General features: G+C 63.2%; 22 protein-coding genes and 1 pseudogene. All 23 read left to right on the plus strand.

Translation table 11 applies throughout. The features are described from left to right. Positions 1–87 precede the first annotated feature (87 nt). Complete coding sequence (sdhC, locus tag OKW41_RS04200) at positions 88–504, plus strand: succinate dehydrogenase, cytochrome b556 subunit (RefSeq protein WP_429571674.1); 417 nt, start codon at positions 88–90, stop codon at positions 502–504. A 3-nt stretch (positions 505–507) separates the two neighbouring features. After that, positions 508–876 carry a succinate dehydrogenase, hydrophobic membrane anchor protein gene (gene sdhD, locus OKW41_RS04205; protein ID WP_429444908.1) on the plus strand — a complete coding sequence of 123 codons (369 nt, stop codon included), beginning with the start codon at positions 508–510 and terminating at the stop codon, positions 874–876. Between the two features lie 4 nt (positions 877–880). Beyond that, positions 881–2,656 carry a succinate dehydrogenase flavoprotein subunit gene (sdhA, locus tag OKW41_RS04210; protein ID WP_429444910.1) on the plus strand — a complete coding sequence of 592 codons (1,776 nt, stop codon included), beginning with the start codon at positions 881–883 and terminating at the stop codon, positions 2,654–2,656. A 26-nt stretch (positions 2,657–2,682) separates the two neighbouring features. Further along, a complete protein-coding gene (locus OKW41_RS04215) occupies positions 2,683–3,387 on the plus strand; it encodes a succinate dehydrogenase iron-sulfur subunit (RefSeq protein ID WP_184004350.1) in 705 nt (234 codons plus the stop codon). A gap of 83 nt (positions 3,388–3,470) precedes the next feature. Next, positions 3,471–3,743 (plus strand): succinate dehydrogenase assembly factor 2, encoded by a 273-nt coding sequence (locus OKW41_RS04220; RefSeq protein WP_018424116.1) that lies wholly within the window; start codon positions 3,471–3,473, stop codon positions 3,741–3,743. Between the two features lie 72 nt (positions 3,744–3,815). Beyond that, positions 3,816–5,117: a citrate synthase gene (gltA, locus tag OKW41_RS04225; RefSeq protein WP_429444912.1), complete on the plus strand. Its 1,302-nt coding sequence runs from the start codon at positions 3,816–3,818 to the stop codon at positions 5,115–5,117. A gap of 325 nt (positions 5,118–5,442) precedes the next feature. Then, a complete protein-coding gene (gene leuC, locus OKW41_RS04230) occupies positions 5,443–6,852 on the plus strand; it encodes a 3-isopropylmalate dehydratase large subunit (protein WP_429571675.1) in 1,410 nt (469 codons plus the stop codon). Positions 6,853–6,857: 5 nt separating this feature from the next. Continuing rightward, on the plus strand, positions 6,858–7,016 hold the full coding sequence (locus tag OKW41_RS04235; protein WP_018424119.1) for an entericidin A/B family lipoprotein: 159 nt from the start codon (positions 6,858–6,860) through the stop codon (positions 7,014–7,016). 84 nt (positions 7,017–7,100) lie between these two features. Further along, positions 7,101–7,754 (plus strand): 3-isopropylmalate dehydratase small subunit, encoded by a 654-nt coding sequence (leuD, locus tag OKW41_RS04240; RefSeq protein ID WP_429571676.1) that lies wholly within the window; start codon positions 7,101–7,103, stop codon positions 7,752–7,754. A 90-nt stretch (positions 7,755–7,844) separates the two neighbouring features. Beyond that, a complete protein-coding gene (gene leuB / locus OKW41_RS04245) occupies positions 7,845–8,912 on the plus strand; it encodes a 3-isopropylmalate dehydrogenase (protein ID WP_429571677.1) in 1,068 nt (355 codons plus the stop codon). A gap of 360 nt (positions 8,913–9,272) precedes the next feature. Beyond that, positions 9,273–10,400: an aspartate-semialdehyde dehydrogenase gene (asd, locus tag OKW41_RS04250; protein WP_429571678.1), complete on the plus strand. Its 1,128-nt coding sequence runs from the start codon at positions 9,273–9,275 to the stop codon at positions 10,398–10,400. 133 nt (positions 10,401–10,533) lie between these two features. Continuing rightward, complete coding sequence (locus tag OKW41_RS04255) at positions 10,534–13,191, plus strand: FimV/HubP family polar landmark protein (protein WP_429571679.1); 2,658 nt, start codon at positions 10,534–10,536, stop codon at positions 13,189–13,191. After that, positions 13,188–14,000 (plus strand): tRNA pseudouridine(38-40) synthase TruA, encoded by an 813-nt coding sequence (gene truA, locus OKW41_RS04260; protein WP_429444922.1) that lies wholly within the window; start codon positions 13,188–13,190, stop codon positions 13,998–14,000. The genes OKW41_RS04255 and truA overlap by 4 nt, the downstream gene beginning before the upstream one ends. Further along, complete coding sequence (locus OKW41_RS04265; protein WP_429446904.1) at positions 13,997–14,707, plus strand: phosphoribosylanthranilate isomerase; 711 nt, start codon at positions 13,997–13,999, stop codon at positions 14,705–14,707. Before truA ends, OKW41_RS04265 begins: the two co-directional genes overlap by 4 nt. A gap of 60 nt (positions 14,708–14,767) precedes the next feature. After that, the gene (gene trpB / locus OKW41_RS04270) at positions 14,768–15,961 is read left to right on the plus strand and encodes a tryptophan synthase subunit beta (protein ID WP_429444924.1); all 1,194 of its coding nucleotides are present in this window, start codon (positions 14,768–14,770) and stop codon (positions 15,959–15,961) included. Positions 15,962–15,970: 9 nt separating this feature from the next. After that, on the plus strand, positions 15,971–16,885 hold the full coding sequence (locus OKW41_RS04275; protein ID WP_429571680.1) for a DNA-methyltransferase: 915 nt from the start codon (positions 15,971–15,973) through the stop codon (positions 16,883–16,885). An 81-nt stretch (positions 16,886–16,966) separates the two neighbouring features. Further along, the gene (gene trpA, locus OKW41_RS04280; protein WP_429571681.1) at positions 16,967–17,779 is read left to right on the plus strand and encodes a tryptophan synthase subunit alpha; all 813 of its coding nucleotides are present in this window, start codon (positions 16,967–16,969) and stop codon (positions 17,777–17,779) included. Between the two features lie 79 nt (positions 17,780–17,858). Then, positions 17,859–18,731 (plus strand): acetyl-CoA carboxylase, carboxyltransferase subunit beta, encoded by an 873-nt coding sequence (gene accD, locus OKW41_RS04285; protein WP_018424130.1) that lies wholly within the window; start codon positions 17,859–17,861, stop codon positions 18,729–18,731. A 345-nt stretch (positions 18,732–19,076) separates the two neighbouring features. Next, positions 19,077–20,387: a bifunctional tetrahydrofolate synthase/dihydrofolate synthase gene (gene folC / locus OKW41_RS04290; protein ID WP_429571682.1), complete on the plus strand. Its 1,311-nt coding sequence runs from the start codon at positions 19,077–19,079 to the stop codon at positions 20,385–20,387. Positions 20,388–20,418: 31 nt separating this feature from the next. Continuing rightward, a complete protein-coding gene (locus OKW41_RS04295) occupies positions 20,419–21,408 on the plus strand; it encodes an SPOR domain-containing protein (RefSeq protein WP_429571683.1) in 990 nt (329 codons plus the stop codon). Between the two features lie 7 nt (positions 21,409–21,415). After that, positions 21,416–21,967 carry a CvpA family protein gene (locus OKW41_RS04300; protein WP_429571684.1) on the plus strand — a complete coding sequence of 184 codons (552 nt, stop codon included), beginning with the start codon at positions 21,416–21,418 and terminating at the stop codon, positions 21,965–21,967. Positions 21,968–22,056: 89 nt separating this feature from the next. Next, positions 22,057–23,607 (plus strand): amidophosphoribosyltransferase, encoded by a 1,551-nt coding sequence (gene purF / locus OKW41_RS04305; RefSeq protein ID WP_429571685.1) that lies wholly within the window; start codon positions 22,057–22,059, stop codon positions 23,605–23,607. 238 nt (positions 23,608–23,845) lie between these two features. Beyond that, positions 23,846–24,900 (plus strand): annotated as a pseudogene (locus tag OKW41_RS04310) (PLP-dependent transferase). Positions 24,901–24,918: the final 18 nt, after the last annotated feature.

A 24,918-nucleotide genomic window follows, 5' to 3' on the forward strand; every position in this document is an offset into this window, starting at 1 on the left:
AAAGGACCCAGCGTGGTTTTCGCTGCAGCGCGATATAAAAAGGCGCTAAAATTGCGGATTAGTGTGACTACATAGTAGGGGTCTAGCATGGCAGAAGCCGTAAAAAAACCGAGGCCGGAATTCCGGAACATCGGTATTGGGCAAATACTGACGGCATACCGTCTCCCGCTGGCGGGGCGCGTGTCGATTCTGCATCGCGTGAGCGGTGCCTTGTTGTTTCTCTTCCTTCCGTTCCTGCTGTTCCTCTTCGATCAGAGCCTGACTTCCGAACTGAGCTTCGAAGTATTCAAAGGCTTCCTCTCCAACATCATCGTCAAGCTGATCACGCTGGTTCTCGCGTGGGCCTTCCTGTTCCACTTCTGCGCCGGCATCCGTCACCTCGTGATGGATACGAATCATGATGCCGTGTCGAAAGAGAAGGGCAAATCGACCTCCATCGTGGTGATCGTTGTGTCGTCGCTGTTTACCATCGCATTCGCGGCAAAACTGTTCGGAGCATTCTAAAAAATGTCAGCCAATAACCGAATCGGTTCGAAGCGTCTCGTCGTCGGCGCGCATTACGGTCTGCGCGACTGGCTTGCGCAACGCGTCACCGCCTGCGTGATGGCGGTGTACACGGTGATTCTGCTCGCGTGGTTCTTCCTCGCGCGCGACTTTTCGTACGACGGCTGGGCGTCGATCTTCGCGACGCAGTGGATGAAGCTCGCCACGTTCGTCACGCTTCTCTCGCTGTTCTACCACGCGTGGGTTGGTATGCGTGACATCTGGATGGATTACGTGAAGCCCGTTGGCACGCGTCTCGTCCTGCAGGCGCTGACGATCCTCTGGTTGCTCGCGTGCGCGGGCTACGCTGCGCAGATTCTCTGGAGAGTATAAAAGCATGGTTGCAATCAAGAATTCTCTGCCGCGTCGCAAGTTTGACGTGGTCATCGTCGGCGCGGGCGGCTCGGGGATGCGCGCGTCGCTGCAACTGGCGCGCGCCGGTCTGTCGGTCTGCGTGCTGTCCAAAGTGTTTCCGACGCGTTCGCACACGGTCGCGGCCCAGGGCGGCATCGGCGCTTCGCTCGGCAACATGAGCGAAGACAACTGGCACTACCACTTCTACGACACGATCAAGGGCTCCGACTGGCTCGGCGACCAGGACGCGATCGAGTTCATGTGCCGTGAAGCACCGAACGCCGTCTACGAACTCGAACACTTCGGCATGCCGTTCGACCGTAACGCGGACGGCACGATCTATCAGCGCCCGTTCGGCGGCCACACCGCGAACTACGGCGAAAAGCCGGTGCAACGCGCCTGCGCGGCGGCTGACCGTACCGGTCACGCGCTGCTGCACACGCTGTACCAGCAGAACGTTGCTGCCAAGACGCAATTCTTCGTCGAATGGATGGCGCTCGATCTGATCCGCGACGCCGACGGCGACGTGCTCGGCGTGACCGCGCTGGAAATGGAAACCGGCGACGTCTACATCCTCGAAGGCAAGACCACGCTGTTCGCCACGGGCGGCGCGGGCCGGATCTTCGCGGCATCGACCAACGCGTTCATCAACACCGGTGACGGCCTCGGCATGGCGGCCCGTTCGGGCATCGCGCTGCAGGACATGGAATTCTGGCAATTCCACCCGACCGGCGTGGCCGGCGCGGGCGTGCTGATCACCGAAGGCGTGCGCGGCGAAGGCGGTATTCTGCGTAACTCGAACGGCGAGCGTTTCATGGAACGCTACGCGCCGACGCTGAAGGACCTGGCGCCGCGCGACTTCGTCTCGCGTTCGATGGACCAGGAAATCAAGGAAGGTCGCGGCGTCGGTCCGAACAAGGACCACGTGCTGCTCGACCTGTCGCACATCGGCGCCGAGACGATCATGAAGCGTCTGCCGTCGATCCGCGAAATCGCGCTGAAGTTCGCGAACGTCGACTGCATCAAGGAGCCGATCCCGGTCGTGCCGACCATCCACTACCAGATGGGCGGTATCCCGACGAACATCAACGGTCAGGTGGTCGGTACGCCGCGCGGCCACGAAGAAGTCGTCAACGGTTTCTACGCAGTGGGCGAATGCTCGTGCGTGTCGGTGCACGGCGCGAACCGTCTCGGCACGAACTCGCTGCTCGACCTCGTGGTGTTCGGCCGGGCTGCCGGCAACCACATCGTCAAGCACGTGAAGGAACTGAAGGAACACAAGCCGCTACCGGCCGATGCAGCCGACTTCGCGCTGTCGCGTCTGGCGAAGCTCGATAACTCGTCGTCGGGCGAGTACGCGCAGTCGGTCGCCAACGACATCCGCGGCACGATGCAGAAGCACGCTGGCGTGTTCCGTACGTCGGCTCTGCTGGCCGAAGGCGTCGAAGCCATCCGCGAAGTGGCTGCACGCGTCGACAACATCCATCTGAAGGACAAGTCGAAGGTCTTCAACACGGCCCGTATCGAAGCGCTTGAAGTGGCGAACCTGATCGAAGTGGCGCGCGCCACGATGGTCTCGGCCGAAGCGCGCAAGGAAAGCCGTGGCGCGCACGCGCAAGACGACTTCGAACATCGCGACGACGAAAACTGGCTGCGCCATACGTTGTGGTTCAGCGAAGGCGATCGCCTCGACTACAAGCCGGTTCACATGAAGCCGCTGACCGTCGAATCGGTTCCGCCGAAAGCGCGTACCTTCTAAGGCACAAGTCAAAGGAATTCAGAGAAATGGCCAAGCGTACATTTGAAATTTACCGCTACGATCCGGACAAGGACGCCGCACCGCGCATGCAAACGTACGAGATCGAAATCGACTCGCACGAACGCATGCTGCTCGACGCGCTGATCAAGCTGAAGGCGCTCGACGAAACGTTATCGTTCCGTCGCTCGTGCCGCGAAGGCGTGTGCGGTTCGGACGCAATGAACATCAACGGCAAGAACGGCCTCGCGTGCCTGACGAACCTGAACGACCTGCCGCAGAAGATCGTGCTGCGTCCGCTGCCGGGCCTGCCCGTCGTGCGTGACCTGATCTGCGACTTCACGCAGTTCTTCAACCAGTATCACTCGATCAAGCCGTACCTGATCAACGATACGCCGCCGCCGGAGAAGGAACGTCTGCAGTCGCCGGAAGAACGCGACGAGCTCGACGGCCTGTACGAATGTATCCTGTGCGCGAGCTGCTCGACGTCGTGCCCGAGCTTCTGGTGGAACCCGGACAAGTTCGTCGGCCCGGCTGGTCTGCTGCAAGCCTACCGCTTCATCGCGGATAGCCGCGACCAGGCAACCGGCGAGCGCCTCGACAACCTGGAAGATCCGTACCGTCTGTTCCGTTGCCACACGATCATGAACTGTGTCGACGTTTGCCCGAAGGGCCTTAACCCGACCAAGGCAATCGGCAAGATCAAGGAATTGATGGTTCGCCGCGCTGTCTAGTATCAATGAGCTCCGCGCTCCCTGGCGCGCGCTGCCCCCGAGAGGCGGTCAGTGCGCCCGGGCGCGGCGCGGGGTGTACCGACATGACCGAAACATCGCATCAGTCCGACCCTCTCCGCCGCGCGCGTCTTCGCTGGCGCGCACGGCGGGGCCTGCTGGAAAACGACCTGATTTTCGAGCGTTTTTTCAGCCGATATGAGCATGACCTCAGCGATGCCGACGTGGGCGCACTCACGCGCCTGCTCGAGCTGAGCGATAACGACCTGATGGACTTGCTGCTCGCGCGCAAGGAACCAGAAGGCGATCTAGCCGACCCGGACGTGGTCCGCGTTCTGGAGTTGCTGCGCAACGCTTGAGCGCCGCCAGTCCGTTGTTCCAGGCGTGCAATTATCGAAACCCTGTATCCATACTTCGATTGAGGATGTGCTATGACCCCGTCAGATGTTAAAGCCACGCTATCGTTCAGCGACAATTCGCCGAGCGTCGAAATGCCGATTTACAAGGGCACGATTGGCCCGGATGTGATCGACATTCGCAAACTGTACGGCCAGACCGGCAAATTCACGTACGACCCGGGCTTCATGTCGACGGCGGCGTGCAATTCGGCGATTACCTACATCGACGGCGACAAGGGCGAACTGCTCTACCGCGGCTACCCGATCGACAACCTCGCGCAAAACGCCGACTTCCTCGAAACCTGCTACCTGCTGCTGAACGGCGAGCTGCCGAACGAGAAGCAGAAGGTCGAATTCGTCGGCACCGTCACGAAGCACACGATGGTGCACGAGCAGATGCAGTTCTTCTTCCGCGGCTTCCGTCGCGACGCGCACCCGATGGCAATTCTGGTCGCCGCGGTCGGCGCGCTGTCGGCGTTCTATCACGACTCGCTCGACATCAATAACCCGCGTCACCGCGAAGTGTCGGCGATCCGTATGATCGCGAAGCTGCCCACGCTGGTCGCGATGGCGTACAAGTACAGCATCGGCCAGCCGTTCGTGTATCCGAAGAACGACCTGTCGTACAGCGCGAACTTCATGCGCATGATGTTCTCGAACCCGTGCGAAGAGTACGTGGTCAACGACGTGCTGGTGCGCGCGCTCGACCGTATCCTGATCCTGCACGCTGACCACGAGCAGAACGCGTCGACGTCGACCGTGCGGCTCGCCGGTTCGTCGGGCGCGAATCCGTTCGCGTGTATCGCGGCCGGTATCGCGTGTCTGTGGGGCCCGGCGCACGGTGGCGCGAACGAAGCCGCGCTGAACATGCTGGAAGAAATCGGCTCGGTCGACAACATTCCTGAGTTCATCAAGCAGGTGAAGGACAAGAACTCGGGCGTGAAGCTGATGGGCTTCGGCCACCGCGTGTACAAGAACTACGATCCGCGCGCGAAGCTGATGCGCGAAACCTGCCACGAAGTGCTCGAAGAGCTGGGCCTGCACGACGACCCGCTGTTCAAGCTCGCAATGGCGCTGGAAAAGATCGCGCTCGAAGACGAGTACTTCGTGTCGCGCAAGCTGTACCCGAACGTCGACTTCTACTCGGGCATCGTGCAGCGCGCGCTGGGCATTCCGACGTCGATGTTCACCTGTATCTTCGCGATGGCACGCACGGTCGGCTGGATTGCGCAGTGGAACGAAATGATCGCCGATCCCGAGCAGAAGATTGGCCGTCCGCGTCAGCTGTTCATCGGCGAGACGCTGCGTGAAGCGAAGCCGATCGCACAGCGCTGATCGCTGATCGCTGATCGACCCCGATACGCGCTTCGTCGCGGCATTCGTGCCGCGCACAAGCGCGAAATTGGAGTGAATGAAACGCCTCAACGGGTTGACCGTTGGGGCGTTTCTGTTTCTGCGGCCGCCGCGGGTCGGGGCATGCGGCGCATTGGCGTCGCCGGTCGCCGATGCTTGCCGGGTAACACCGATACAGGTATCGACACTACCAGCCAACCCCATGTTTTTTATCGGTTTTTTCGCCGTCTATGCAGCCCATCGCGGTGCGCAGCGTGGCATAATCGATCGACACAGTCAGCCCGCAGTCATTACTACCCCGCATACCATGGCACAGACTCTCTACGACAAATTGTGGAACACGCACGTGGTCCACACGGAAGACGACGGCACCGCGATTCTCTACATCGACCGTCACCTGCTGCATGAAGTGACCAGCCCGCAGGCGTTCGAAGGCCTGAAAATCGCCCAGCGTCCGGTGTGGCGCATCAGCGCGAACCTGGCCGTGTCCGACCACAACGTGCCGACCACGGACCGCAGCCACGGCATCGCCGATCCGGTGTCGAAGCTGCAGGTCGACACGCTCGACGCCAACTGCGACGCCTTCGGCATCACACAGTTCAAGATGAACGACCTGCGTCAGGGCATCGTTCACATCATCGGGCCGGAACAGGGCGCCACGCTGCCGGGTATGACGATCGTCTGCGGCGACTCGCACACGTCCACGCACGGCGCGTTCGGCGCGCTCGCGCACGGCATCGGCACGTCGGAAGTCGAGCACGTGCTGGCCACGCAAACGCTGCTGCAGAAGAAGAGCAAGAACATGCTCGTGAAGGTCGAGGGCCAATTGCCGCGCGGCTGTACCGCGAAGGACATCGTGCTCGCGATCATCGGCAAGATCGGCACCGCGGGCGGCACCGGCTACGCGATCGAATTCGGCGGCTCGACGATCCGTTCGCTGACAATGGAAGGCCGCATGACGGTCTGCAACATGGCGATCGAAGCGGGCGCGCGCGCCGGCATGGTCGCCGTCGACGACACCACGGTCGAATACCTGAAAGGCCGTCCGTTCTCGCCGCAGGGCGTCGAGTGGGATCACGCGGTCGAGTACTGGAAGCAGTTCAAGTCGGACGACGGAGCGCATTTCGATCGCGTGGTCGAGTTGAACGCCGCCGAAATCGTGCCGCAGGTCACCTGGGGCACGTCGCCGGAAATGGTCACGCCGATCGACGGCCGCGTGCCGGATCCGGAGCGCGAAAAGGACCCGGTCAAGCGCGACGCGATGGAGCGCGCGCTCAAGTACATGGCGCTCGAGCCGAACGCGCCGATCGAGTCGATCAAGCCGGATAAAATCTTCATCGGGTCGTGCACCAACGCGCGCATCGAAGACATTCGCGCCGCGGCTTACGTCGTGAAGAAGCTCGGCCGTCGCGTCGCGCCGAACATCCGTCTGGCGATGGTCGTGCCGGGTTCGGGTCTCGTGAAGGCGCAGGCGGAGCGTGAAGGCCTCGACAAGGTCTTTACCGAGGCCGGTTTCGAATGGCGCGAGCCGGGCTGCTCGATGTGTCTGGCAATGAACGCCGACCGGCTCGAGCCGGGCGAGCGTTGCGCGTCCACGTCGAACCGCAATTTCGAAGGTCGTCAGGGCGCTGGTGGCCGCACGCACCTGGTGAGCCCCGCAATGGCCGCGGCTGCGGCCATCGAAGGGCATTTCGTCGACATTCGCAAGCTCGGATAAATCGCATGATGAAGAACATGAATCGCATCACTCTATTGCGCCGCTTCGCACTCGGCACGTTCGCCGGGCTCCTGCTCGGTCTTGCCGGCTGCAACACGGTGCACGGATTCGGCCAGGACATGTCGCACCTCGGCAATTCGATCAGCAATCACGCTGAGAAATAAGCGGTTTTTGATTTTTGCCGGCGATACGGCGCGGGGGTTCCAGCCGCCAGTCGCATCGCCCGGTCCTGAACAGGCGCAAGCGTCATGGATAAATTCATCGTACACACCGGCGTCGTGGCGCCGCTCGATCGCGAGAACGTCGACACGGACGCGATCATTCCGAAGCAGTTCCTGAAGTCGATCAAGCGCACGGGTTTCGGTCCGAATGCGTTCGACGAATGGCGCTACCTCGACCACGGCGAACCGGGTCAAGACAACTCGAAGCGTCCGCTGAACCCGGATTTCGTGCTGAACCAGCCGCGCTACCGGGGCGCCTCGGTGCTGCTCGCGCGCAAGAATTTTGGCTGCGGCAGCTCGCGCGAACACGCGCCCTGGGCGTTGCAGCAATACGGCTTTCGCGCCCTGATCGCGCCGAGCTTCGCGGACATCTTCTACAACAACTGCTTCAAGAACGGCGTGCTGCCGATCGTGCTGACCGAACAGCAGGTCGATCATCTGTTCAACGAGACGTATGCGTTCAACGGCTTCGAGCTGACGATCGACCTCGAAGCGCAAGTCGTGCGCACGGCCGACGGCGGCACCGAATATCCGTTCGAAGTCGCAGCGTTCCGCAAGTATTGTCTGCTGAACGGTTTCGACGACATCGACCTCACGCTGCGTCACGCGGACAAGATCCGCCAATTCGAAGCGGAGCGTCTCGCGAAGCAACCGTGGCTGAACAATCGCCTCGTCCGTTAAGCGAAGCCGTGAGGGCGTTAGGGGCGTGAAGTCCGCGCGCCAATGTCGGTTTGCGCCAGAAAGATCCGAAAAAATCATCAAGGAATTCGCATGAAGATCGCAGTGTTGCCGGGCGACGGCATCGGTCCCGAAATCGTCAAGGAGGCCGTCAAGGTCCTGAACGTGCTCGGCGAGAAGTTCGAACTCGAAGAAGCGCCGGTCGGCGGCGCAGGCTACGAAGCGAAGGGCCACCCGCTGCCGGACTCGACGCTCGCGCTCGCGAAGGAAGCCGACGCGATCCTGTTCGGCGCGGTCGGCGACTGGAAGTACGACAAGCTCGAACGCGCGCTGCGCCCTGAGCAGGCGATTCTCGGTCTGCGCAAGCATCTGGAACTTTTCGCGAACTTTCGTCCGGCGATCTGCTACCCGCAACTGACGGGCGCATCGTCGCTGAAGGAAGAGATCGTTTCGGGTCTCGACATCCTGATCGTGCGCGAACTGAACGGCGACATCTACTTCGGCGCGCCGCGCGGCGTGCGTACGTCGCCGGACGGCCTGTTCGCCGGCGCGCAGGAAGGCTTCGACACGATGCGCTATTCGGAACCCGAAGTGCGCCGCATCGCGCACGTCGCCTTCCAGGCGGCGCAAAAGCGCGGCAAGAAGCTCACCTCGGTCGATAAAGCCAACGTGCTCGAAACGTCGCAGTTCTGGAAGGACGTGATGATCGACGTGTCGAAGGAATACGCGGACGTCGAACTGTCGCACATGTACGTCGACAACGCCGCGATGCAGCTCGTGAAGGCGCCGAAGTCGTTCGACGTGATCGTGACCGGCAACATGTTCGGCGACATCCTGTCCGACGAGGCGGCCATGCTGACCGGCTCGATTGGCATGCTGCCGTCGGCATCGCTCGACAAGAACAGCAAGGGCTTGTACGAGCCGTCGCACGGCTCCGCGCCGGATATCGCCGGCAAGGGCGTTGCCAATCCGCTCGCCACGATCCTGTCGGCCGCGATGATGCTGCGCTATTCGCTGAACAAGGCGGAGCAGGCCGATCGCATCGAAACCGCGGTGAAGAAGGTGCTCGAACAGGGATATCGCACCGGCGACATTCTCACGCCGGGTTGCAAGCAGGTCGGCACCGTCGCGATGGGCGATGCCGTCGTGGCCGCGCTGTAAAACGCGTGCACCGCATGCGCTCGCAGAGCGAGGGCATGCGGTAGTCAGGTCAACGATACTGGCCTTTTAAAAGCGCGAATCGGGCCTTGAAACAGGCCGATTTGCGCGTCATACGGCGAAGAACGCCGCCAGTTTTCCGTTTTCGTGTATATTCTTGTGATGGCTCAGATCTCCCAAATCTCCTCGATTTCCAAATTGCACGGCACAACGGCCCGTGCGATCGAGCTCGCCATTACCATCAAAACCATTACCCCGAAAACGATCACGAAGCGCTGATCGTCCGTCGTGCCCGCCCATCTTCCCCGCGCGGTCACTGCGGGCAAAGACGCGGGGAAGTTTCCATTCGAAGGGTATGAAGTCATGAACGTAGGTCTCGTAGGTTGGCGCGGCATGGTCGGCAGCGTCCTGATGCAACGTATGCAGCAGGAAGGCGATTTCGACTTGATCGAACCGGTGTTTTTCAGCACCAGCAACGCGGGCGGCAACGCGCCTTCGTTCGCCAAAAACGAGACCAGGCTCAAAGATGCGACAAGCATCGACGACCTGAAGAAGTGCGACGCGATCATTTCCTGCCAGGGCGGTGACTACACGAACGAAGTGTTCCCGAAGCTGCGCGCGGCGGGCTGGAACGGCTACTGGATCGACGCGGCATCGTCGCTGCGCATGAAGGACGACGCGGTCATCATTCTCGATCCGGTCAACCTCGACGTGATCAAGAACGCGCTCGTCAAAGGCCAGAAGAATTTCATCGGCGGTAACTGCACGGTCAGCCTGATGCTGATGGCATTGGGCGGCCTGTTCCGCGAAAACCTCGTCGACTGGATGACGGCCATGACTTATCAGGCCGCATCCGGCGCGGGCGCGCAGAACATGCGCGAATTGTTGTCGCAAATGGGCACGCTGCACGGCGCGGTGAAGAACGAACTGGCGGACCCGGCTTCGTCGATTCTCGACATCGACCGCCGCGTGCTCGAAGCGATGAACAGTGACAGCATGCCGACCGACCACTTCGGCGTACCGCTCGCGGGCTCGCTGATTCCGTGGATCGACAAGGATCTCGGCAACGGCATGTCGAAGGAAGAGTGGAAGGGCGGCGCGGAAACCAACAAGATCCTCGGCAAGCCGGCCATGGGCACGCCGGGTTCGATTCCCGTCGATGGTCTGTGCGTGCGGATCGGCGCAATGCGCTGCCATTCGCAAGCGCTCACGATCAAGCTGAACAAGGACGTGCCGCTCGACGAAGTGAACAGCATCCTCGCGTCGGGCAACGACTGGGTCAAGGTTGTGCCGAACGAACGCGAAGCGTCGATGCGCGATCTGTCCCCGGCGGTTGTCACCGGTACGCTGACGGTGCCGGTCGGCCGCGTGCGCAAGCTCGCGATGGGCGGCGAGTATCTGTCGGCCTTCACGGTCGGCGATCAGCTGCTGTGGGGCGCGGCTGAACCGCTGCGTCGTATGCTTCGCATTGTGCTCGACAATGTAAAGTAAACTACGCGCTCACGACGCGTAGACAACTCAAGAAGCGTCGCGCTTGCGCGGCGCTTTTTTCATTGTGTGCTCCGATCATCTTGTCTCTTTCCACTCGCAAAAAAGGCTGCGCGCTGACGCGCCAGGAGTCCCGATGAACTTTCGACGCTCCGCTCTTCGGGCTATGTCCATTCGTCACAAGAAGGTTCGATTCAGCAGCCGTCCGGCGGCGATGGCCGCTTGTGCCGCTTTCGCCCTTGCGCTGCTCGGCGGTGGCGCGGGCAATGCGCTTGCCGCGCCGGCTAGCGCCGCGAGCGCGCCGGATGCCGCTTCCGCTGTCAGTTCCACTACCGCTGTCGTTGCTGTCGCTGCGGGCTCTCAGTACACCGTACACGCAGGGCAGTCGCTGAACGATGTCGCGATCGCTATTACGCAGTCGCATGACCGGGCGGTACTCGCGCGCGCTACGCACGCATTGTTCGACACGAATCCGGCCGCGTTCATGAATCACGATCCGAGTCGGATGCGTGTAGGAGCGGTGTTGATCGTGCCGGCGCTCGATGCGTCGGGGGCCTTGGCGGCTTCGTCGACTGGGGCCGCGGCAGGGGCGTCGGAGTCCACGGCGGCTGCGCCCGCTTCCGCGCCGATTGCCGCGCCGGCCGCGGCGGCGGCTGCCGCCAGCACGGCGAGTGCAGTCGCGCAGGTCAACGCCGCCGCCGCGAGTGCCGCCAGCGCGGCGGCTCAAGCGACGACGCCAGCCGCATCCACGGTTTCCGGCGCGGCCAGCGCGGCGGTATCGACCGGCGCGGCGGCGGGCGGTGCGGTTTCGTCCGCGCCAGTGGCCGGTTCGGCACCGGTGGCGACGAGTGGCACGCGGGAATGGGCCGGATCGATTCAACCGGCGGCGAGCGCGCCCGCCGGACAAGCGCCGTCGGCAGCGACCGCGACTGCACCGGCGGCCGCGGCCGCGCAGGCGGCTTCGCAGCCGCATCCGCAGGTGTCGAGTCTGCAGCAATTGCTGGCGCTGAAAAACCGCGTGCTGATGGAGTTGCAGAAGCACGGTATCGGCGGGGCGCCCGTCGCTTCAGGCCCAACGCCGACGAGCGCTGTGCAGCCGGCACCGGCAGGTTCCGCGGCGACCGTGGCCGTGGCGCCGGAGCACGCGAATGTGACGACGTCGCCGTCGAATGAGGGCGGCATCTCTCAGCGCGATTTGAGCATCGCGGCGGCCGTGGGCGCGGCACTGATCGTTCTGCTCGCTGCTCTGCGCATGGGTCGCCGCAAGCGCGATAAAGAGGCTGCGGCACGGGCTGCCCAGACAACTGATGCAGGAATGGCGAGATCCGCGCGTGAGGCCGATTCGCGCAATGGCAGCGCGGCGGCGGGGCAGGCGGCGGTCACGGAAGGATCGGACGCGCAAGATCAGGAGGTTGCACGGCAGGCCGCAGCAGCAGAGCATGCGGCTGCGGAGCGTGCGGCAGTCGAACAGGCAGCGGCAGCGGAGCGGGTAGCAGCGGAACGCGCGGCTGCGGAACGTGCAGCAGCCGAGCAAGCCGCAGCAGAAAGCGCGGCAGCCGAACGTGCAGCAGTCGAGCAAGCCGCAGCGGAAAGTGCAGCAGCCGAAAAGACGGCAGCGGAGCGAGCAACGGCCGGAGAATACGCCGCGGCGGAACGCGCAGCAGCCGAACAGGCAGCAGCCGAACAAGCAGCAGCCGAACAAGCAGCAGCACGCGTCGCCGCCGAACACGCGGAAGCGGAACGCATAGCAGCCGAACCCAGCGCATCCGAGCGCGCCGCGGAAGAACAGGCGGCACAGCAAGCAGGCACGCCCGAACCTACCGCACCGACGGCGCCACTCGCCAGCATCCCGCTACCCAGCCAAAGCGAACTGTCCAGCGAACCACCGGCGGTCGCACCCGCCCATGACGAGACGCTGCGCTCCGCCGCGACGGCCGCCAATCTCGCCGCCGCGGCAGAACTCGGCGCCGACGCGTTGCCGCTGGGACCGCTCGAACCGGTTGGCGCCGCGACGCAGGACGAGAACGCGCATCGCCTGCCATGGGACGAGGAACCCACAGAAAGTCCGACCGCAGAGAAAACGACAGGCACAACGACAACCCCGAGCCCAAGCGCCGCGGAACCGCCCTCGACAGCGTCGCACACCGCGACGGCCGAACCGCAGTCCCCCTTGAACGTTCCACCCCCAGTGATCGATTTCACGCAACATCAGATCGAACCGCGCGCCACTACGTCGTTCGGTCAGCCGTTCAGCGACATCCCCGTGCCGACGGAACCCGCGCCGTCCGCACCGACCGAGTTCCCGCGCGACGCCGTCGACGCGTTCGGCAGCCTCAACATGCCGCTGCCGCCGCGCATCGAAGAGCCCACCGTCGGCGAAGCGGAGCCTTCCACGTCGCTTTCGACGCAACCGGTCGCATCGCCCGACACGACCGCGCAGCAGGCCTTCGGCGTCCATGGCGCGGACGACGACTCCCCGCACATCGCCGACCAGATCGCCGCCGGCACAGCCGGCCACGGCGCCGTCGCGGGCCTCGGCGCGGCCGGCTTCGGCGCGCTGAAGCTCGACTTCGACCTCGAGTTGCCGCCGAGCCCGGCTCAGCCATTGCCGGCCTTCACACCGGCCGATCTCGGCCGCATCGCGCGCAACAAGCTCGAGTTGGCCTCCGAGTACATCGAGCTCGGCGATCTGGCGGGCGCCCGCGCGCTCATCAACGAAGTGATCGAAGCAAACGATCCAACCACGCGCACCGAAGCCCGCGCGTTGCTTTCGACTCTCGCACCGCTGTCGTGAAGCGCATCGCATTAGGCGTGCAATACGACGGCGCCGCGTTCACTGGATGGCAGTCGCAGCCGCATGGCAACACGGTACAGGACGAGCTCGAACGGGCGCTGCGCAAATTCATGCGCACGCCCGTGCAGACGGTGGTCGCCGGCCGCACCGACCGCGGTGTGCATGGCTTGGGTCAGGTCGTGCATTTCGACACCGACCTCGATCGCCTCGACATCTCCTGGGTGCGCGGCCCGAACGCGTTTCTGCCGAAGACGATCGGCGTGCAATGGGCCAAGCCGATGCCCGACGATTTTCACGCGCGGTTTTCGGCATTCGAGCGGACCTATTACTACGTGCTGTACGTAAGTCCAGTTCGCTCGCCGATGCTCACGACGCGCGCCGGCTGGGTGCACATGCCACTCGAGGTCGACGTGATGCGCTCGGCCGCCGAGCACCTGATCGGCGAGCATGACTTTTCGGCGTTTCGTTCGTCGCAATGCCAGTCGAAGACGCCGTTCAAGCACCTGTACCAAATCGACGTCAAACGACAGGGTAACTTCGTGCATTTCCGCTTCCGCGCGAACGCGTTCCTGCATCACATGGTGCGCAACATGATGGGCTGTCTGATCGAAATCGGCAGCGGCCGCCGCCCGGTCGCGTGGATGGCCGACGTGCTCGCGAGCCGTAGCCGCGATTGCGCGGCGCCGACCTTCATGCCCGACGGCTTGTACCTCGCGCAAGTGGGCTATCCTGAGCAATTCGGCGTGCCCGACCCGGCGACGGGCAGCGTGCCGTGGAGCAGCGTATGGACCGAACAACCGGAAACATGAAAGCAGCAGAGAACCCCGCCATTCAGACCGACGCCACCGCCTTGCAAGGCGTGCCACATCGCACGCGCATCAAGCTGTGCGGACTATCGAAACCCGTCGACATTGCAAATGCGATCGACCTCGGCGCCGACGCGATCGGCCTCGTGTTCTATCCGCCGAGCCCGCGCTCGGTGAGCGTCGCGCAAGCGGTCGAACTCGTGCATGAGGTGCCGCCGTTCGTGTCGGTCGTCGGTCTGTTCGTCAACGCGACGCCGGAATGGGTTCACGAAGTCGCGAGCAACGTGAACCTGACGCTGTTGCAGTTCCACGGCGACGAGACGCCTGAGCGGTGCGAGGTGCTCGCCGGCGTTGCGGGTTTGCCTTGGTTGCGCGCGTTGCGTGTTGCGGCGGATACTCGGCCGGCCGATTTGGTAGAATCGGCGTTCAACTATTCAGCAGCCAGTGGTCTTCTGTTCGACACCCATGTCGAAGGCTACGGCGGCGGTGGGAAGGTTTTCGATTGGTCACTTATTCCAGCAGAGCTCGCGCATCGGGCCGTTTTGAGTGGTGGGTTGAACGCGCAAAACGTCAGTGATGCGATCCATCGCGTGCGCCCGTACGCGGTCGATGTCTCGAGCGGCATCGAAGTAGCGGGCGCCCGGGGTGTGAAGGATCACGCCCGGATGGCGGCGTTCGTACGCGCAGTGCGCGCTGCGGACGCTGAATGATTCAGGCTCGCGGGCGCTTTCCGATGAAAGCCGCGAGCCATCCTGAGAAGAGTGATCACCATGTACAACTTGCCTGACGAAAGAGGCCACTTCGGCCAATTTGGTGGTGTGTTCGTCGCCGAAACGCTGTTTTCCGCACTCAACGAGTTGCGTGAAGCGTACGAGAAATATCAGAAAGACCCGGAGTTCGTCGCCGAGTACGAGCGCGAATTGAAGTATTTCGTGGGTCGCCCGTCCCCGATTTATCACGCCCAGCGCTGGAGCGAATTGCTCGGCGGCGCGCAGGTTTATCTGAAGCGTGAAGACCTGAATCACACCGGCGCGCACAAGATCAACAACGTGATCGGCCAGGCGCTGCTCGCCAAGCGCATGGGCAAGCCGCGCGTGATCGCGGAAACCGGCGCCGGTCAGCACGGCGTGGCCACGGCGACAATCTGCGCGCGCTTCGGTATGGAGTGCGTGGTGTACATGGGCGCCGAGGACGTGCGCCGCCAGGCCGCGAACGTTTATCGCATGAAACTGCTCGGTGCGACGGTCGTGCCGGTCGAATCGGGGTCGCGCACGCTGAAGGACGCGCTGAACGAAGCGATGCGCGACTGGGTCACCAACGTCGAAAACACGTTCTACATCATCGGTACGGTTGCGGGTCCGCATCCGTACCCGATGATGGTGCGGGACTTCCAGCGTGTGATCGGCGACGAATGCCGCGTGCAGATGCCAGAACTCGCTGGCCGTCAGCCGGACGCCGTCATCGCGTGTGTTGGCGGCGGTTCCAATGCGATGGGGATCTTTTACCCATATATCGACGATAGTTCCGTGCAGTTGATCGGCGTCGAAGCGGCCGGCGACGGCATCGAAACGGGTCGTCACGCGGCATCGCTGATCGGTGGTAGTCCCGGCGTGTTGCACGGTAACCGCACGTATCTGCTGCAAGACGAAGACGGCCAGATCATTGAGACGCATTCGGTGTCGGCAGGCCTCGACTACCCGGGCGTCGGCCCCGAGCACGCGTGGCTAAAAGAGAGCAATCGCGCTCAATACGTAGGCATCACCGACGAAGAAGCCCTGAAGGCGTTCCACGATTGCTGCCGCATCGAGGGCATCATTCCGGCGCTGGAGTCGAGCCACGCCCTCGCTTACGCTACGAAACTCGCGCCGACCTTGTCGAAAGACAAGATTCTGCTGGTCAACCTGTCGGGCCGCGGCGACAAGGACATGCACACGGTCGCTGAGCGATCGGGTATCCAGTTCTGAGCCGCGACGATGCGCGACGAGTTCGACGAGCCGCAGCCGGCGATTGAATCCACGAATCCGGCCGCCGAAGTCCCGGCGGCCGCGGCATCCGCACCGCTGCTGGCGCAGGTGCCGGCCGGCGTTCAGCTGTTGAACCGCGATTTTCTAACCGATGTAGCGAACATTCCCGATGAGTCGATCGACCTGATCGTCTGTGATCCGCCTTATGGGTTGGGGAAGGACTATGGCAACGACTCGGACATGCGCACGGGCCAGGAATTTCTCGTCTGGACGCGCGGCTGGCTCGAGCTCGCTGTACCGAAGCTCAAGCCAACAGGGTCGCTCTATATTTTCTGCACCTGGCAATACGCGCCGGAAATCTTCAGTTTCCTGAAGACGAAACTCACGATGGTCAACGAAATCATCTGGGACCGGCGCGTGCCGAGTATGGGCGGCACCACTCGCCGCTTCACGTCAGTGCACGACAACATCGGTTTTTTCGCGGTATCGAAGGACTACTTCTTCGATCTCGATCCCGTCCGCATCCCGTACGATGCAGTCACGAAGAAGGCGCGTTCGCGAAAGTTGTTTGAAGGAAGCAAGTGGTTGGAGCTTGGCTATAATCCGAAGGATGTCTGGTCGGTATCGCGTCTGCATCGGCAGCATGCCGAGCGCGTTGCGCATCCAACCCAGAAACCTCTGGAAATCGTCGAGCGGATGGTACTGTCCAGCTGCCCGAAGGGCGGCCGCGTGCTCGACCCATTCATGGGCAGCGGCACCACCGCAGTCGCTTGCGCCCGTCATCAGCGCGAATTCGTCGGCTATGAGATCAACGAGAGCTATTGTGCGATAGCGCGCGAGCGCGTCAGCGCCGCCGCTACGCCTGCTGCGCCCCGTCGGACCCGAGCCAGGCCAAAAGTGCAGCCGTCGACCGAAGTGCAGTGAAAAGCGCGAGATACGCCGCTAAGTTCGCCGAAAAGCGCGCGGCAATGGGCGCGCAATAGCCCTAATTCCGAGAGTACTTCCATGTCCCGTATCAAGAACACGTTTGCCGCCCTGTCCGCCCAAGGTAAGAAAGGCTTGATCCCGTTCATGACCGCTGGCGACCCGGACCCGGCTCGCACGGTCGAGTTCATGCACGCCCTCGCCGTCGGCGGCGCCGATGTGATCGAACTAGGCGTGCCGTTTTCCGACCCAATGGCAGACGGTCCTGTCATTCAGCGGTCGTCTGAACGCGCGCTCGCGAAGGGCGTGTCGCTACGCCATGTGCTCGCCGACGTCAAACGCTTCCGCGAAGCCGATAACAAAACCCCGGTCGTGCTGATGGGCTATGCGAATCCGATCGAGCGAATGGGCGCCGAGGCATTCGCGAACGCCGCGAAGGAAGCCGGTGTCGATGGCGTGCTGGTGGTCGATTATCCGCCCGAAGAGTGCGCAAACTTCGCGGAACAGATGCAATCTGCCGGGATCGATCCGATCTTTTTGCTCGCGCCGACTTCAACCGACGAACGTATCGCCGAAGTCGGCCGCATCGCCAGCGGCTACGTCTACTATGTGTCGCTGAAAGGGGTCACCGGCGCCGCAAATCTGGACGTTTCCAGCATCGCGAGTAAAATCCCGGCCATCAAGTCGCGCGTCCCCCTGCCGGTGGGCGTCGGTTTCGGCATTCGCGACGCGCAAACGGCGCGTGCGGTGGGCGAGGTGGCCGATGCCGTCGTGATCGGCAGCCGTATCGTTCAATTGCTCGAACAGGCAGCGCCCGACGCCGCTGCCGAGACGCTCACGCGTTTCGTTGCCGAGGTGCGCGAGGCGCTCGATAGCGTTGCGACTGCCCGATAACAGTTATTTTTTGTCGCGGTAACGTGAGCGGCGGGCTCGTCCCGCCGTTCGCGCGACTGCTGACCCAGAAGGATTCCCTATGAGCTGGCTCGATAAGCTGCTGCCGCCGAAAATCAAACAAACCGACCCGAAAAACCGCAAGGGAATTCCGGAAGGCCTGTGGATCAAGTGCCCGTCGTGCGAAGCCGTGCTATATCGCAACGACGTCGAGGCCAATCTGCATGTTTGCCCCAAGTGCGACCATCACATGCGCATCGGCGCGCGTGAGCGCCTCGACGGTCTGCTCGATCCGGAAGGCCGCTACGAAATCGGCCAGGAAATCGTTCCGGTCGACGCGCTGAAGTTCAAAGATAGCCGCAAGTACCCTGAGCGCATTAAAGAGGCGATGGACGAAACCGACGAGACCGACGCAATGGTCGTGATGGGCGGCGCGATTCACACGCTGCCGGTCGTCGTGGCGAACTTCGAGTTCTCGTTTATGGGCGGCTCGATGGGTTCGGTGGTCGGCGAGCGTTTCGCGCGCGGGGCGCAGAACGCGCTCGAACAGAAAGTGCCGTTCATCTGCTTCACCGCTTCGGGCGGCGCGCGGATGCAGGAAAGCTTGCTGTCGTTGATGCAGATGGCAAAGACCACCGCTATGCTCACGAAGCTGGCGGAAGCCAAGCTGCCATTCATCTCGGTGCTGACCGACCCGACGATGGGCGGCGTGTCTGCGAGTTTCGCATTCCTCGGCGACGTCGTGATCGCCGAACCGAAGGCGCTGATCGGCTTTGCTGGTCCGCGCGTGATCGAACAGACCGTGCGCGAGAAACTGCCGGAAGGCTTCCAACGCGCCGAGTTTCTGCTGCAAAAGGGCGCGATCGACATGATCGTCGATCGTCGCAAGCTGCGCGAAGAGATCGCGCAATTGCTGGCGCTGTTGAGCCATCAGCCGGCGGACGCGGTCGCGTAAAAGCCGGGCAGCACTGCATTTGCCGCTCTTTCGCCGCGCTGTCGAAGACGCGGCGGAGCCAGAGAAGCAATCAAAAAATAGCGCGCCGCGTGAGCAATCAAGCGGCGCGCTGTCATTTCCAGGATAATTACCGTCGCCTGCGATGCGGCAGCGGTCGAAGCCGAAGCTGGCGCGGCTCAAGGCGCGGGTTTGTGCGCATAAACCGCGCAACGACCTACGCCCATGACTGGCGACCCTCGACCCTCGACCCGCGACCGCAACCGCAACCGCAACCGCAACCGCCTGACCAGCACCCTTTGCAGCACTGCAGAACCGAACTACCGCGACTCACTCAAGATTCACCCGATGACGACATTCCCCACTCTCGACGCGTGGCTCACGCACCTTGAATCCGCGCATCCGGTCGGCATCGACATGGGTTTGGGCCGAATCTCCCCGGTGCGTGATGCGATGCAGCTATCGTTTGCGTGCCCGATCATCACGGTCGGCGGCACGAACGGCAAAGGCTCGACCTGCGCGATTCTCGAAGCGATCCTGCTGCGCGCGGGCTATACGGTCGGCTGCCACACGTCGCCGCATCTGCTGTCGTTCAACGAGCGCGCGCGCATCAATGGGGCAATGGCAAGCGACGCAGATCTGCTGCCGCACTTCGAAGTCGTCGAGGCCGCGCGCCAGAGCCTCGCCAAACCGGTCACGCTGACCTACTTCGAATTCACGACGCTCGCGATCATGAGCCTGTTCGCGTCGCACGGCCTCGACGCGGTGATTTTCGAAGTTGGCCTCGGTGGCCGTCTCGACGCGGTCAATATCGTCGACACCGACTGCGCGATCATCACGAGCATCGATATTGACCACACCGACTATCTTGGCGACACGCGCGAAAAAATCGCGTTCGAAAAAGCCGGTATCTTCCGTCCCGGCAAGCCCGCGATTTGCGCGGACCCGGTGCCGCCGCAATCGTTGATCGATCACGCGGAAAAGATCGGCGCGCAATTGTGGTTGTTCGGCCGCGATTTCCGTTACGAAGGCCAGGCCGGCAGCGAGCGACAGCAGTGGAGCTATGTCGGCCCGACGCTGAGGCGCTCGGCGCTCGCGTATCCATCGCTGCGCGGCGCGAATCAGCTGATCAACACGTCGGCGGCGCTGGCCGGGCTCGAAGCTTTGCGCGACCGTCTGCCGGTGTCCGCGCAGGACATCCGGCTCGGCATCGCCAACGTGGATCTTCCGGGTCGTTTCCAGGTACTGCCGGGCAAGCCGTCCATCGTGCTCGACGTCGGCCACAATCCGCATGCCGCCGCGGTGCTCGGGCAGAACCTCGGCAACATGGGCTTTTTCCCGTACACGTACGCGGTGTTCGGCGCGATGCGCGACAAGGACATCGCCGGCGTGCTAAGTCATCTGAAAGGCGAGATCGATCACTGGTGCGTGACCGATCTGCCGACCCCGCGCGCCGCGTCCGCGCAAGAACTGGAAACCGTGTTGCGCGAGCTGGGCGTGGAAGACGGCGCCGACAGCAGCGTCACGCGTTATGCGACGCCGGCGCAGGCTTTCCAGGACGCGCTAAAACGTGCGTCAGAGAATGATAGAATCGTGGTTTTCGGCAGTTTCTATACGGTAGCGGGTGTGATGGCCTACCGGAAATCGCAGCAACACTGAGCGGGGGCACCAGGCTCGAACCAAGCGATTCATGGGAATTTTCTCGTTCGGCAAGAAAGACGACGCGCCCAGCCGGCGCGGCGCAAACACCAGTTCCAATCGGGCCACCCGGGGTGAACGCGTCGAGCGGCGCACCCGCCGCACCGAGCGCACCGTCGATGCAGATGCAATGCTGCTCGACCCCACGCTGCCGGAAAAGCAGCGCGCGCGCCGCCGGCTCGTCGGCGCAATCGCACTGGTTGTCGCGGCGGTGATCATCCTGCCGATGGTGTTGGACTCGCACCCCAAGCCCGTCACCGACGACATCTCGATCGACATTCCGAACCGGCCCGCGCCGAAGCTCTCCAGATCCGCCGCCAACGAAGACTTGCAGGCCGGCGTCGCGCCGGACAATCCGCCGGCCGGCGACACGGGCGTGGCTGCGTCCGGCCTCGCGCCGGCAACGAGCGCGGCGACCACGGCGGCCGCCTCGGCCTCCGCCGCCAAATCGACGCAATCGACCCAATCGACGCAATCGACGCAATCGACGCAATCGACGCAATCGACCGCAGCGAAACAAGGCGCGACCCCCTCCGCCGCAACTGGCGCTGTTACCGCCGCGACGCCGAAGCCCGCCGCGAAGCCGCAAACGCAATCGCTCGCAGCCAACAGCGCGCCTGCTGCCCCCGCCAAACAGACGAAGGCACCCGCCACCGCACCGTCGGCGTCGACCGACGACGAAGCGAACACGGCCCCCGTCAGCGCCGACGCGAACTCCGGCACGCCGGCCTCGCCGCCGGGCAACCGTTTCGCGGTGCAGCTCGGCGCTTTCTCGAACGAAGCGAACGCGCGCAATTGGGCCGCGAAGTTGAAAGCGGCAGGCGTGCCCACATATACGGAGCATAGGAAGCAAGCCGACGGCTCGACGCTGACATTGCTGCGTGCAGGCCCGTTCGCCGACCGCGCCGCGGCCACCGCCGCTGTCGCGAAGGTCCGCGAGGCGGGCCTCGTGTCGGGCTCGAACGGCGGCAGCGCACAGTAAGCGAGCGATGTTCACTGCCTTCGACTACGCTGTAATGGCGGTGATCGGTTTGTCGGCGCTGCGAGGCGCCTGGCGGGGTTTGCTGTCGGAAGTGTTTGGTTTGATCGGCTGGGTCGCGGCGTTTTTCATCGCTTGCGAGTTTGTGGGCTACGTGGTCCCGTATATCCCGTCTACCTGGCCGGGCGGCGCGTTGACGCAGTGGCTGCTGGCCTTTTCGCTCGTGGTGATCGGCGTAGTGCTGGTCACGAGCGTGGTGAGCGCGCTGCTCAGCCGCCTCGTGCAGGTCACGGGACTGGGTGGTGCGGACCGCTCGCTCGGTTTGATGTTCGGCCTCGTGCGTGGGTTCGTTCTGGTGCTGATTCTGGTCGCCCTCGCAGGCTTGACCGAACTGCCCAAAGAGGAATTCTGGCGCAACGCGCTGTTTCGTCCGTATGCGGTTGCGGGCGTACGCGCAATGAAACCGCTGCTCCCCGAGGCGCTCGCCGCTTACGTCCATGTGGACGATTCGGGCGCCCCGAGCAATGCGCAACAGGACTCCGGCGCATACCGGCTGCCTTGACGTCGTAGCGCGTGCCGTCGCATGAAAGCGCGGGCGCGGTCGCAGGCACCGGTCGCCATCACGAATTTCGTACCTTTGAAGGACATGCCATGTGCGGCATCGTAGGCGTAGTTTCCCATTCCCCGGTCAACCAGCTGCTCTATGACAGCCTGCTGCTTCTGCAGCATCGCGGTCAGGACGCCGCCGGCATCGCCACGGCGAACGGCAGCAATTTCCACATGCACAAGGCCAATGGCATGGTGCGCGACGTGTTCCGCACGCGCAACATGCGCAGCCTGCCGGGCACGACGGGCATCGGCCAGGTCCGTTACCCGACCGCCGGTTCGGCGTCGAGCGAAGAAGAAGCGCAGCCGTTCTACGTGAACGCGCCGTTCGGCATCATCCTCGCGCATAACGGCAACCTCACCAACTGGCAGCAGCTGAAAGATGAGATGTTCCGCATCGACCGCCGCCACGTGAACACCAATTCCGATACTGAAGTGCTGCTCAACGTGCTCGCGCACGAGCTGCAACTGTCGAGTTCGGGTCTGCAGCTCGATCCGGCCGCGCTGTTCAAGGCGGTGTCGGGCGTGCATCGCCGGGTGCGCGGCTCGTACGCGATCGTTTCGCTGATCGCCGGCTACGGCCTGCTCGGTTTCCGCGACCCGTTCGGTATCCGTCCGCTGTGCCTCGGCAAGCACGAAACGGCAGAGGGCGTCGAGTGGATGCTGGCGTCGGAATCGGTGGCGATCGAAGGCATCGGTTTCGAATTCGTGCGCGACGTGCAGCCGGGCGAGGCGATTTTCATCGACACCGAAGGCCAACTGCATTCGCAGCAATGCGCGACGACCACGAGCCTGAACCCCTGCATCTTCGAACTCGTGTATCTGGCGCGTCCGGATTCGGTGCTCGACGGCGTGCCGGTCTACAACGTGCGTCTGCGCATGGGCGACTACCTCGCCGAGAAGATCAGGCGCGAGCTGCCCGACGTCGCAATCGACGTGGTGATGCCGATTCCCGATTCGTCGCGCCCGGCCGCGATGCAGGTCGCGAAGAAGCTCGGCGTCGAGTATCGCGAGGGCTTCTTCAAGAACCGCTATGTAGGCCGTACCTTCATCATGCCGGGGCAGGCGGTGCGCAAGAAGTCGGTGCGCCAGAAGCTGAACGCGATGAACATCGAGTTCAAGGGCAAGAACGTGCTGATCGTCGACGACTCGATCGTGCGCGGCACGACGTCGCATGAAATCGTGCAGATGGCGCGCGATGCGGGCGCGAACAAGGTGATTTTCGCGTCGGCGGCGCCGCCGGTGAAATTCCCGAACGTCTACGGCATCGATATGCCGACGCGCGGCGAACTGGTCGCGCACGGCCGCTCGGACGAGGAAGTTGCGCGCATGATCGGCGCGGATCACCTCGTGTATCAGGACGTCGATGCGCTGAAGCAGGCGGTGCGCGATATCAATCCGGCGCTGAAGGAGTTCGAGGCTTCGTGCTTCGACGGCAACTACGTGACCGGCGACATCACGACCGAATACCTCGACCGCATCGAAAGCGCGCGTCTCGCGCCGTCGTCGCAATGGGATCGCGATGCCGCGAGCGAAGCGATCGACGGTGGCGGCCCGGCGCGTTCACAGCTGCATCTGCAACTGTCGGTGGGTTGAGCGTACGCACCGCGCCCCGAGCGCATTAACATGTTGGCTTGCGTCGATTTGATCTCAGCTTGCGGACGCGGGGCAACCCGAAACAGCTAAAGCGAAGGGCGGAACGCCACGGTCGTCCGCCCTGGCTCCAGCCTCCCCGCACATGAAGCCCGCTTATGCCGACGCAAAAGCGGGCTTTTTTATTGCTGCCTCATTTAGCCACGGAAGCCGCCACGGAAACCTGGAGACCAGAACCAACATGGACGACTTCCACGACTTTGACTTCGACACGCTGGCCGTTCGCTCGGGCACCGTGCGCAGCGATTTCAACGAGCACTCGGAAGCGATCTTCCTGACCTCGAGCTTCGTGTTCGCGAGCGCCGCGGACGCCGCCGAACGCTTCAGGAACTCCGAGGACTATTTCACGTACTCGCGCTTCTCGAACCCGACCGTCTCGATGTTCCAGGACCGTCTGGCCGCGCTCGAAGGCGGCGAGGCCTGCATCGCGACGGCTTCGGGCATGGCCGCGATCATGTCGGTCGTGATGTCGACGTTGCAGGCGGGCGATCACCTCGTCAGCTCGCGGGCGCTGTTCGGCTAGACGCTCGGCATGTTCTCGCAGATCTTCAGCAAGTTCGGCATTACGCGAATGCGCTGTTCGTCGTCGATAACTGCTTCTGCAGCCCGGCGTTGCAGCAGCCGCTGAAGCTCGGCGCGGACGTCGTCATGCATTCGGCGACCAGGTTCCTCGACGGCCAGGGTCGTGTGCTCGGCGGCGCGCTGGTCGGTTCGAAGAAAATCATCATGGAAAAGGTGTTTCCGTTCGTACGCAGCGCCGGGCCGACGCTGTCCGCGTTCAACGCGTGGGTACTGTTGAAAGGCATGGAAACGTTGTCGCTGCGCGTCGAGAAGCAGTCGGCGAATGCGCTCGAAATCGCGCGCTGGCTCGACTCGCATCCGGCCGTCAACCGGGTGTTCTATCCGGGGCTCGAATCGCATTCTCAGCACGCGCTCGCGATGCGTCAGCAGAAGTTGGGCGGCGCGATCGTGTCGTTCGAATTGAAGGGCGACACGCCCGAGCAGATGCGTACGAACACATGGCGCGTGATCGACGGCACGAAAGTCTGCTCGATCACCGGCAACCTGGGCGACACGCGTACGACGATCACGCATCCGGCGACGACCACGCACGGCCGCATTACGCGCGAAGCGCGCGCGGCGGCGGGCATCAGCGAAGGTCTGATCCGGCTTGCGGTAGGGCTTGAAAACGCGGGCGATATCCCTGCGGATCTGCAATGTGGGCTCGAAAGCTGACAGGCAGGGCAAAACCTG

Source organism: Paraburkholderia sp. UCT70 (assembly GCF_050434085.1).
Taxonomy (GTDB): Bacteria; Pseudomonadota; Gammaproteobacteria; order Burkholderiales; family Burkholderiaceae; genus Paraburkholderia; species Paraburkholderia tuberum.

What these genes read in the sequence shown, in the direction of transcription:
- sdhC (WP_429571674.1), top strand. Translation starts at nt 88, where the DNA reads ATGGCAGAAGCCGTAAAAAAACCGAGGCCGGAATTCCGGAACATCGGT.
- sdhD (WP_429444908.1), top strand. Translation starts at nt 508, where the DNA reads ATGTCAGCCAATAACCGAATCGGTTCGAAGCGTCTCGTCGTCGGCGCG.
- sdhA (WP_429444910.1), top strand. Translation starts at nt 881, where the DNA reads ATGGTTGCAATCAAGAATTCTCTGCCGCGTCGCAAGTTTGACGTGGTC.
- OKW41_RS04215 (WP_184004350.1), top strand. Translation starts at nt 2,683, where the DNA reads ATGGCCAAGCGTACATTTGAAATTTACCGCTACGATCCGGACAAGGAC.
- OKW41_RS04220 (WP_018424116.1), top strand. Translation starts at nt 3,471, where the DNA reads ATGACCGAAACATCGCATCAGTCCGACCCTCTCCGCCGCGCGCGTCTT.
- gltA (WP_429444912.1), top strand. Translation starts at nt 3,816, where the DNA reads ATGACCCCGTCAGATGTTAAAGCCACGCTATCGTTCAGCGACAATTCG.
- leuC (WP_429571675.1), top strand. Translation starts at nt 5,443, where the DNA reads ATGGCACAGACTCTCTACGACAAATTGTGGAACACGCACGTGGTCCAC.
- OKW41_RS04235 (WP_018424119.1), top strand. Translation starts at nt 6,858, where the DNA reads ATGATGAAGAACATGAATCGCATCACTCTATTGCGCCGCTTCGCACTC.
- leuD (WP_429571676.1), top strand. Translation starts at nt 7,101, where the DNA reads ATGGATAAATTCATCGTACACACCGGCGTCGTGGCGCCGCTCGATCGC.
- leuB (WP_429571677.1), top strand. Translation starts at nt 7,845, where the DNA reads ATGAAGATCGCAGTGTTGCCGGGCGACGGCATCGGTCCCGAAATCGTC.
- asd (WP_429571678.1), top strand. Translation starts at nt 9,273, where the DNA reads ATGAACGTAGGTCTCGTAGGTTGGCGCGGCATGGTCGGCAGCGTCCTG.
- OKW41_RS04255 (WP_429571679.1), top strand. Translation starts at nt 10,534, where the DNA reads ATGAACTTTCGACGCTCCGCTCTTCGGGCTATGTCCATTCGTCACAAG.
- OKW41_RS04265 (WP_429446904.1), top strand. Translation starts at nt 13,997, where the DNA reads ATGAAAGCAGCAGAGAACCCCGCCATTCAGACCGACGCCACCGCCTTG.
- trpB (WP_429444924.1), top strand. Translation starts at nt 14,768, where the DNA reads ATGTACAACTTGCCTGACGAAAGAGGCCACTTCGGCCAATTTGGTGGT.
- OKW41_RS04275 (WP_429571680.1), top strand. Translation starts at nt 15,971, where the DNA reads ATGCGCGACGAGTTCGACGAGCCGCAGCCGGCGATTGAATCCACGAAT.
- trpA (WP_429571681.1), top strand. Translation starts at nt 16,967, where the DNA reads ATGTCCCGTATCAAGAACACGTTTGCCGCCCTGTCCGCCCAAGGTAAG.
- accD (WP_018424130.1), top strand. Translation starts at nt 17,859, where the DNA reads ATGAGCTGGCTCGATAAGCTGCTGCCGCCGAAAATCAAACAAACCGAC.
- folC (WP_429571682.1), top strand. Translation starts at nt 19,077, where the DNA reads ATGACGACATTCCCCACTCTCGACGCGTGGCTCACGCACCTTGAATCC.
- OKW41_RS04295 (WP_429571683.1), top strand. Translation starts at nt 20,419, where the DNA reads ATGGGAATTTTCTCGTTCGGCAAGAAAGACGACGCGCCCAGCCGGCGC.
- OKW41_RS04300 (WP_429571684.1), top strand. Translation starts at nt 21,416, where the DNA reads ATGTTCACTGCCTTCGACTACGCTGTAATGGCGGTGATCGGTTTGTCG.
- purF (WP_429571685.1), top strand. Translation starts at nt 22,057, where the DNA reads ATGTGCGGCATCGTAGGCGTAGTTTCCCATTCCCCGGTCAACCAGCTG.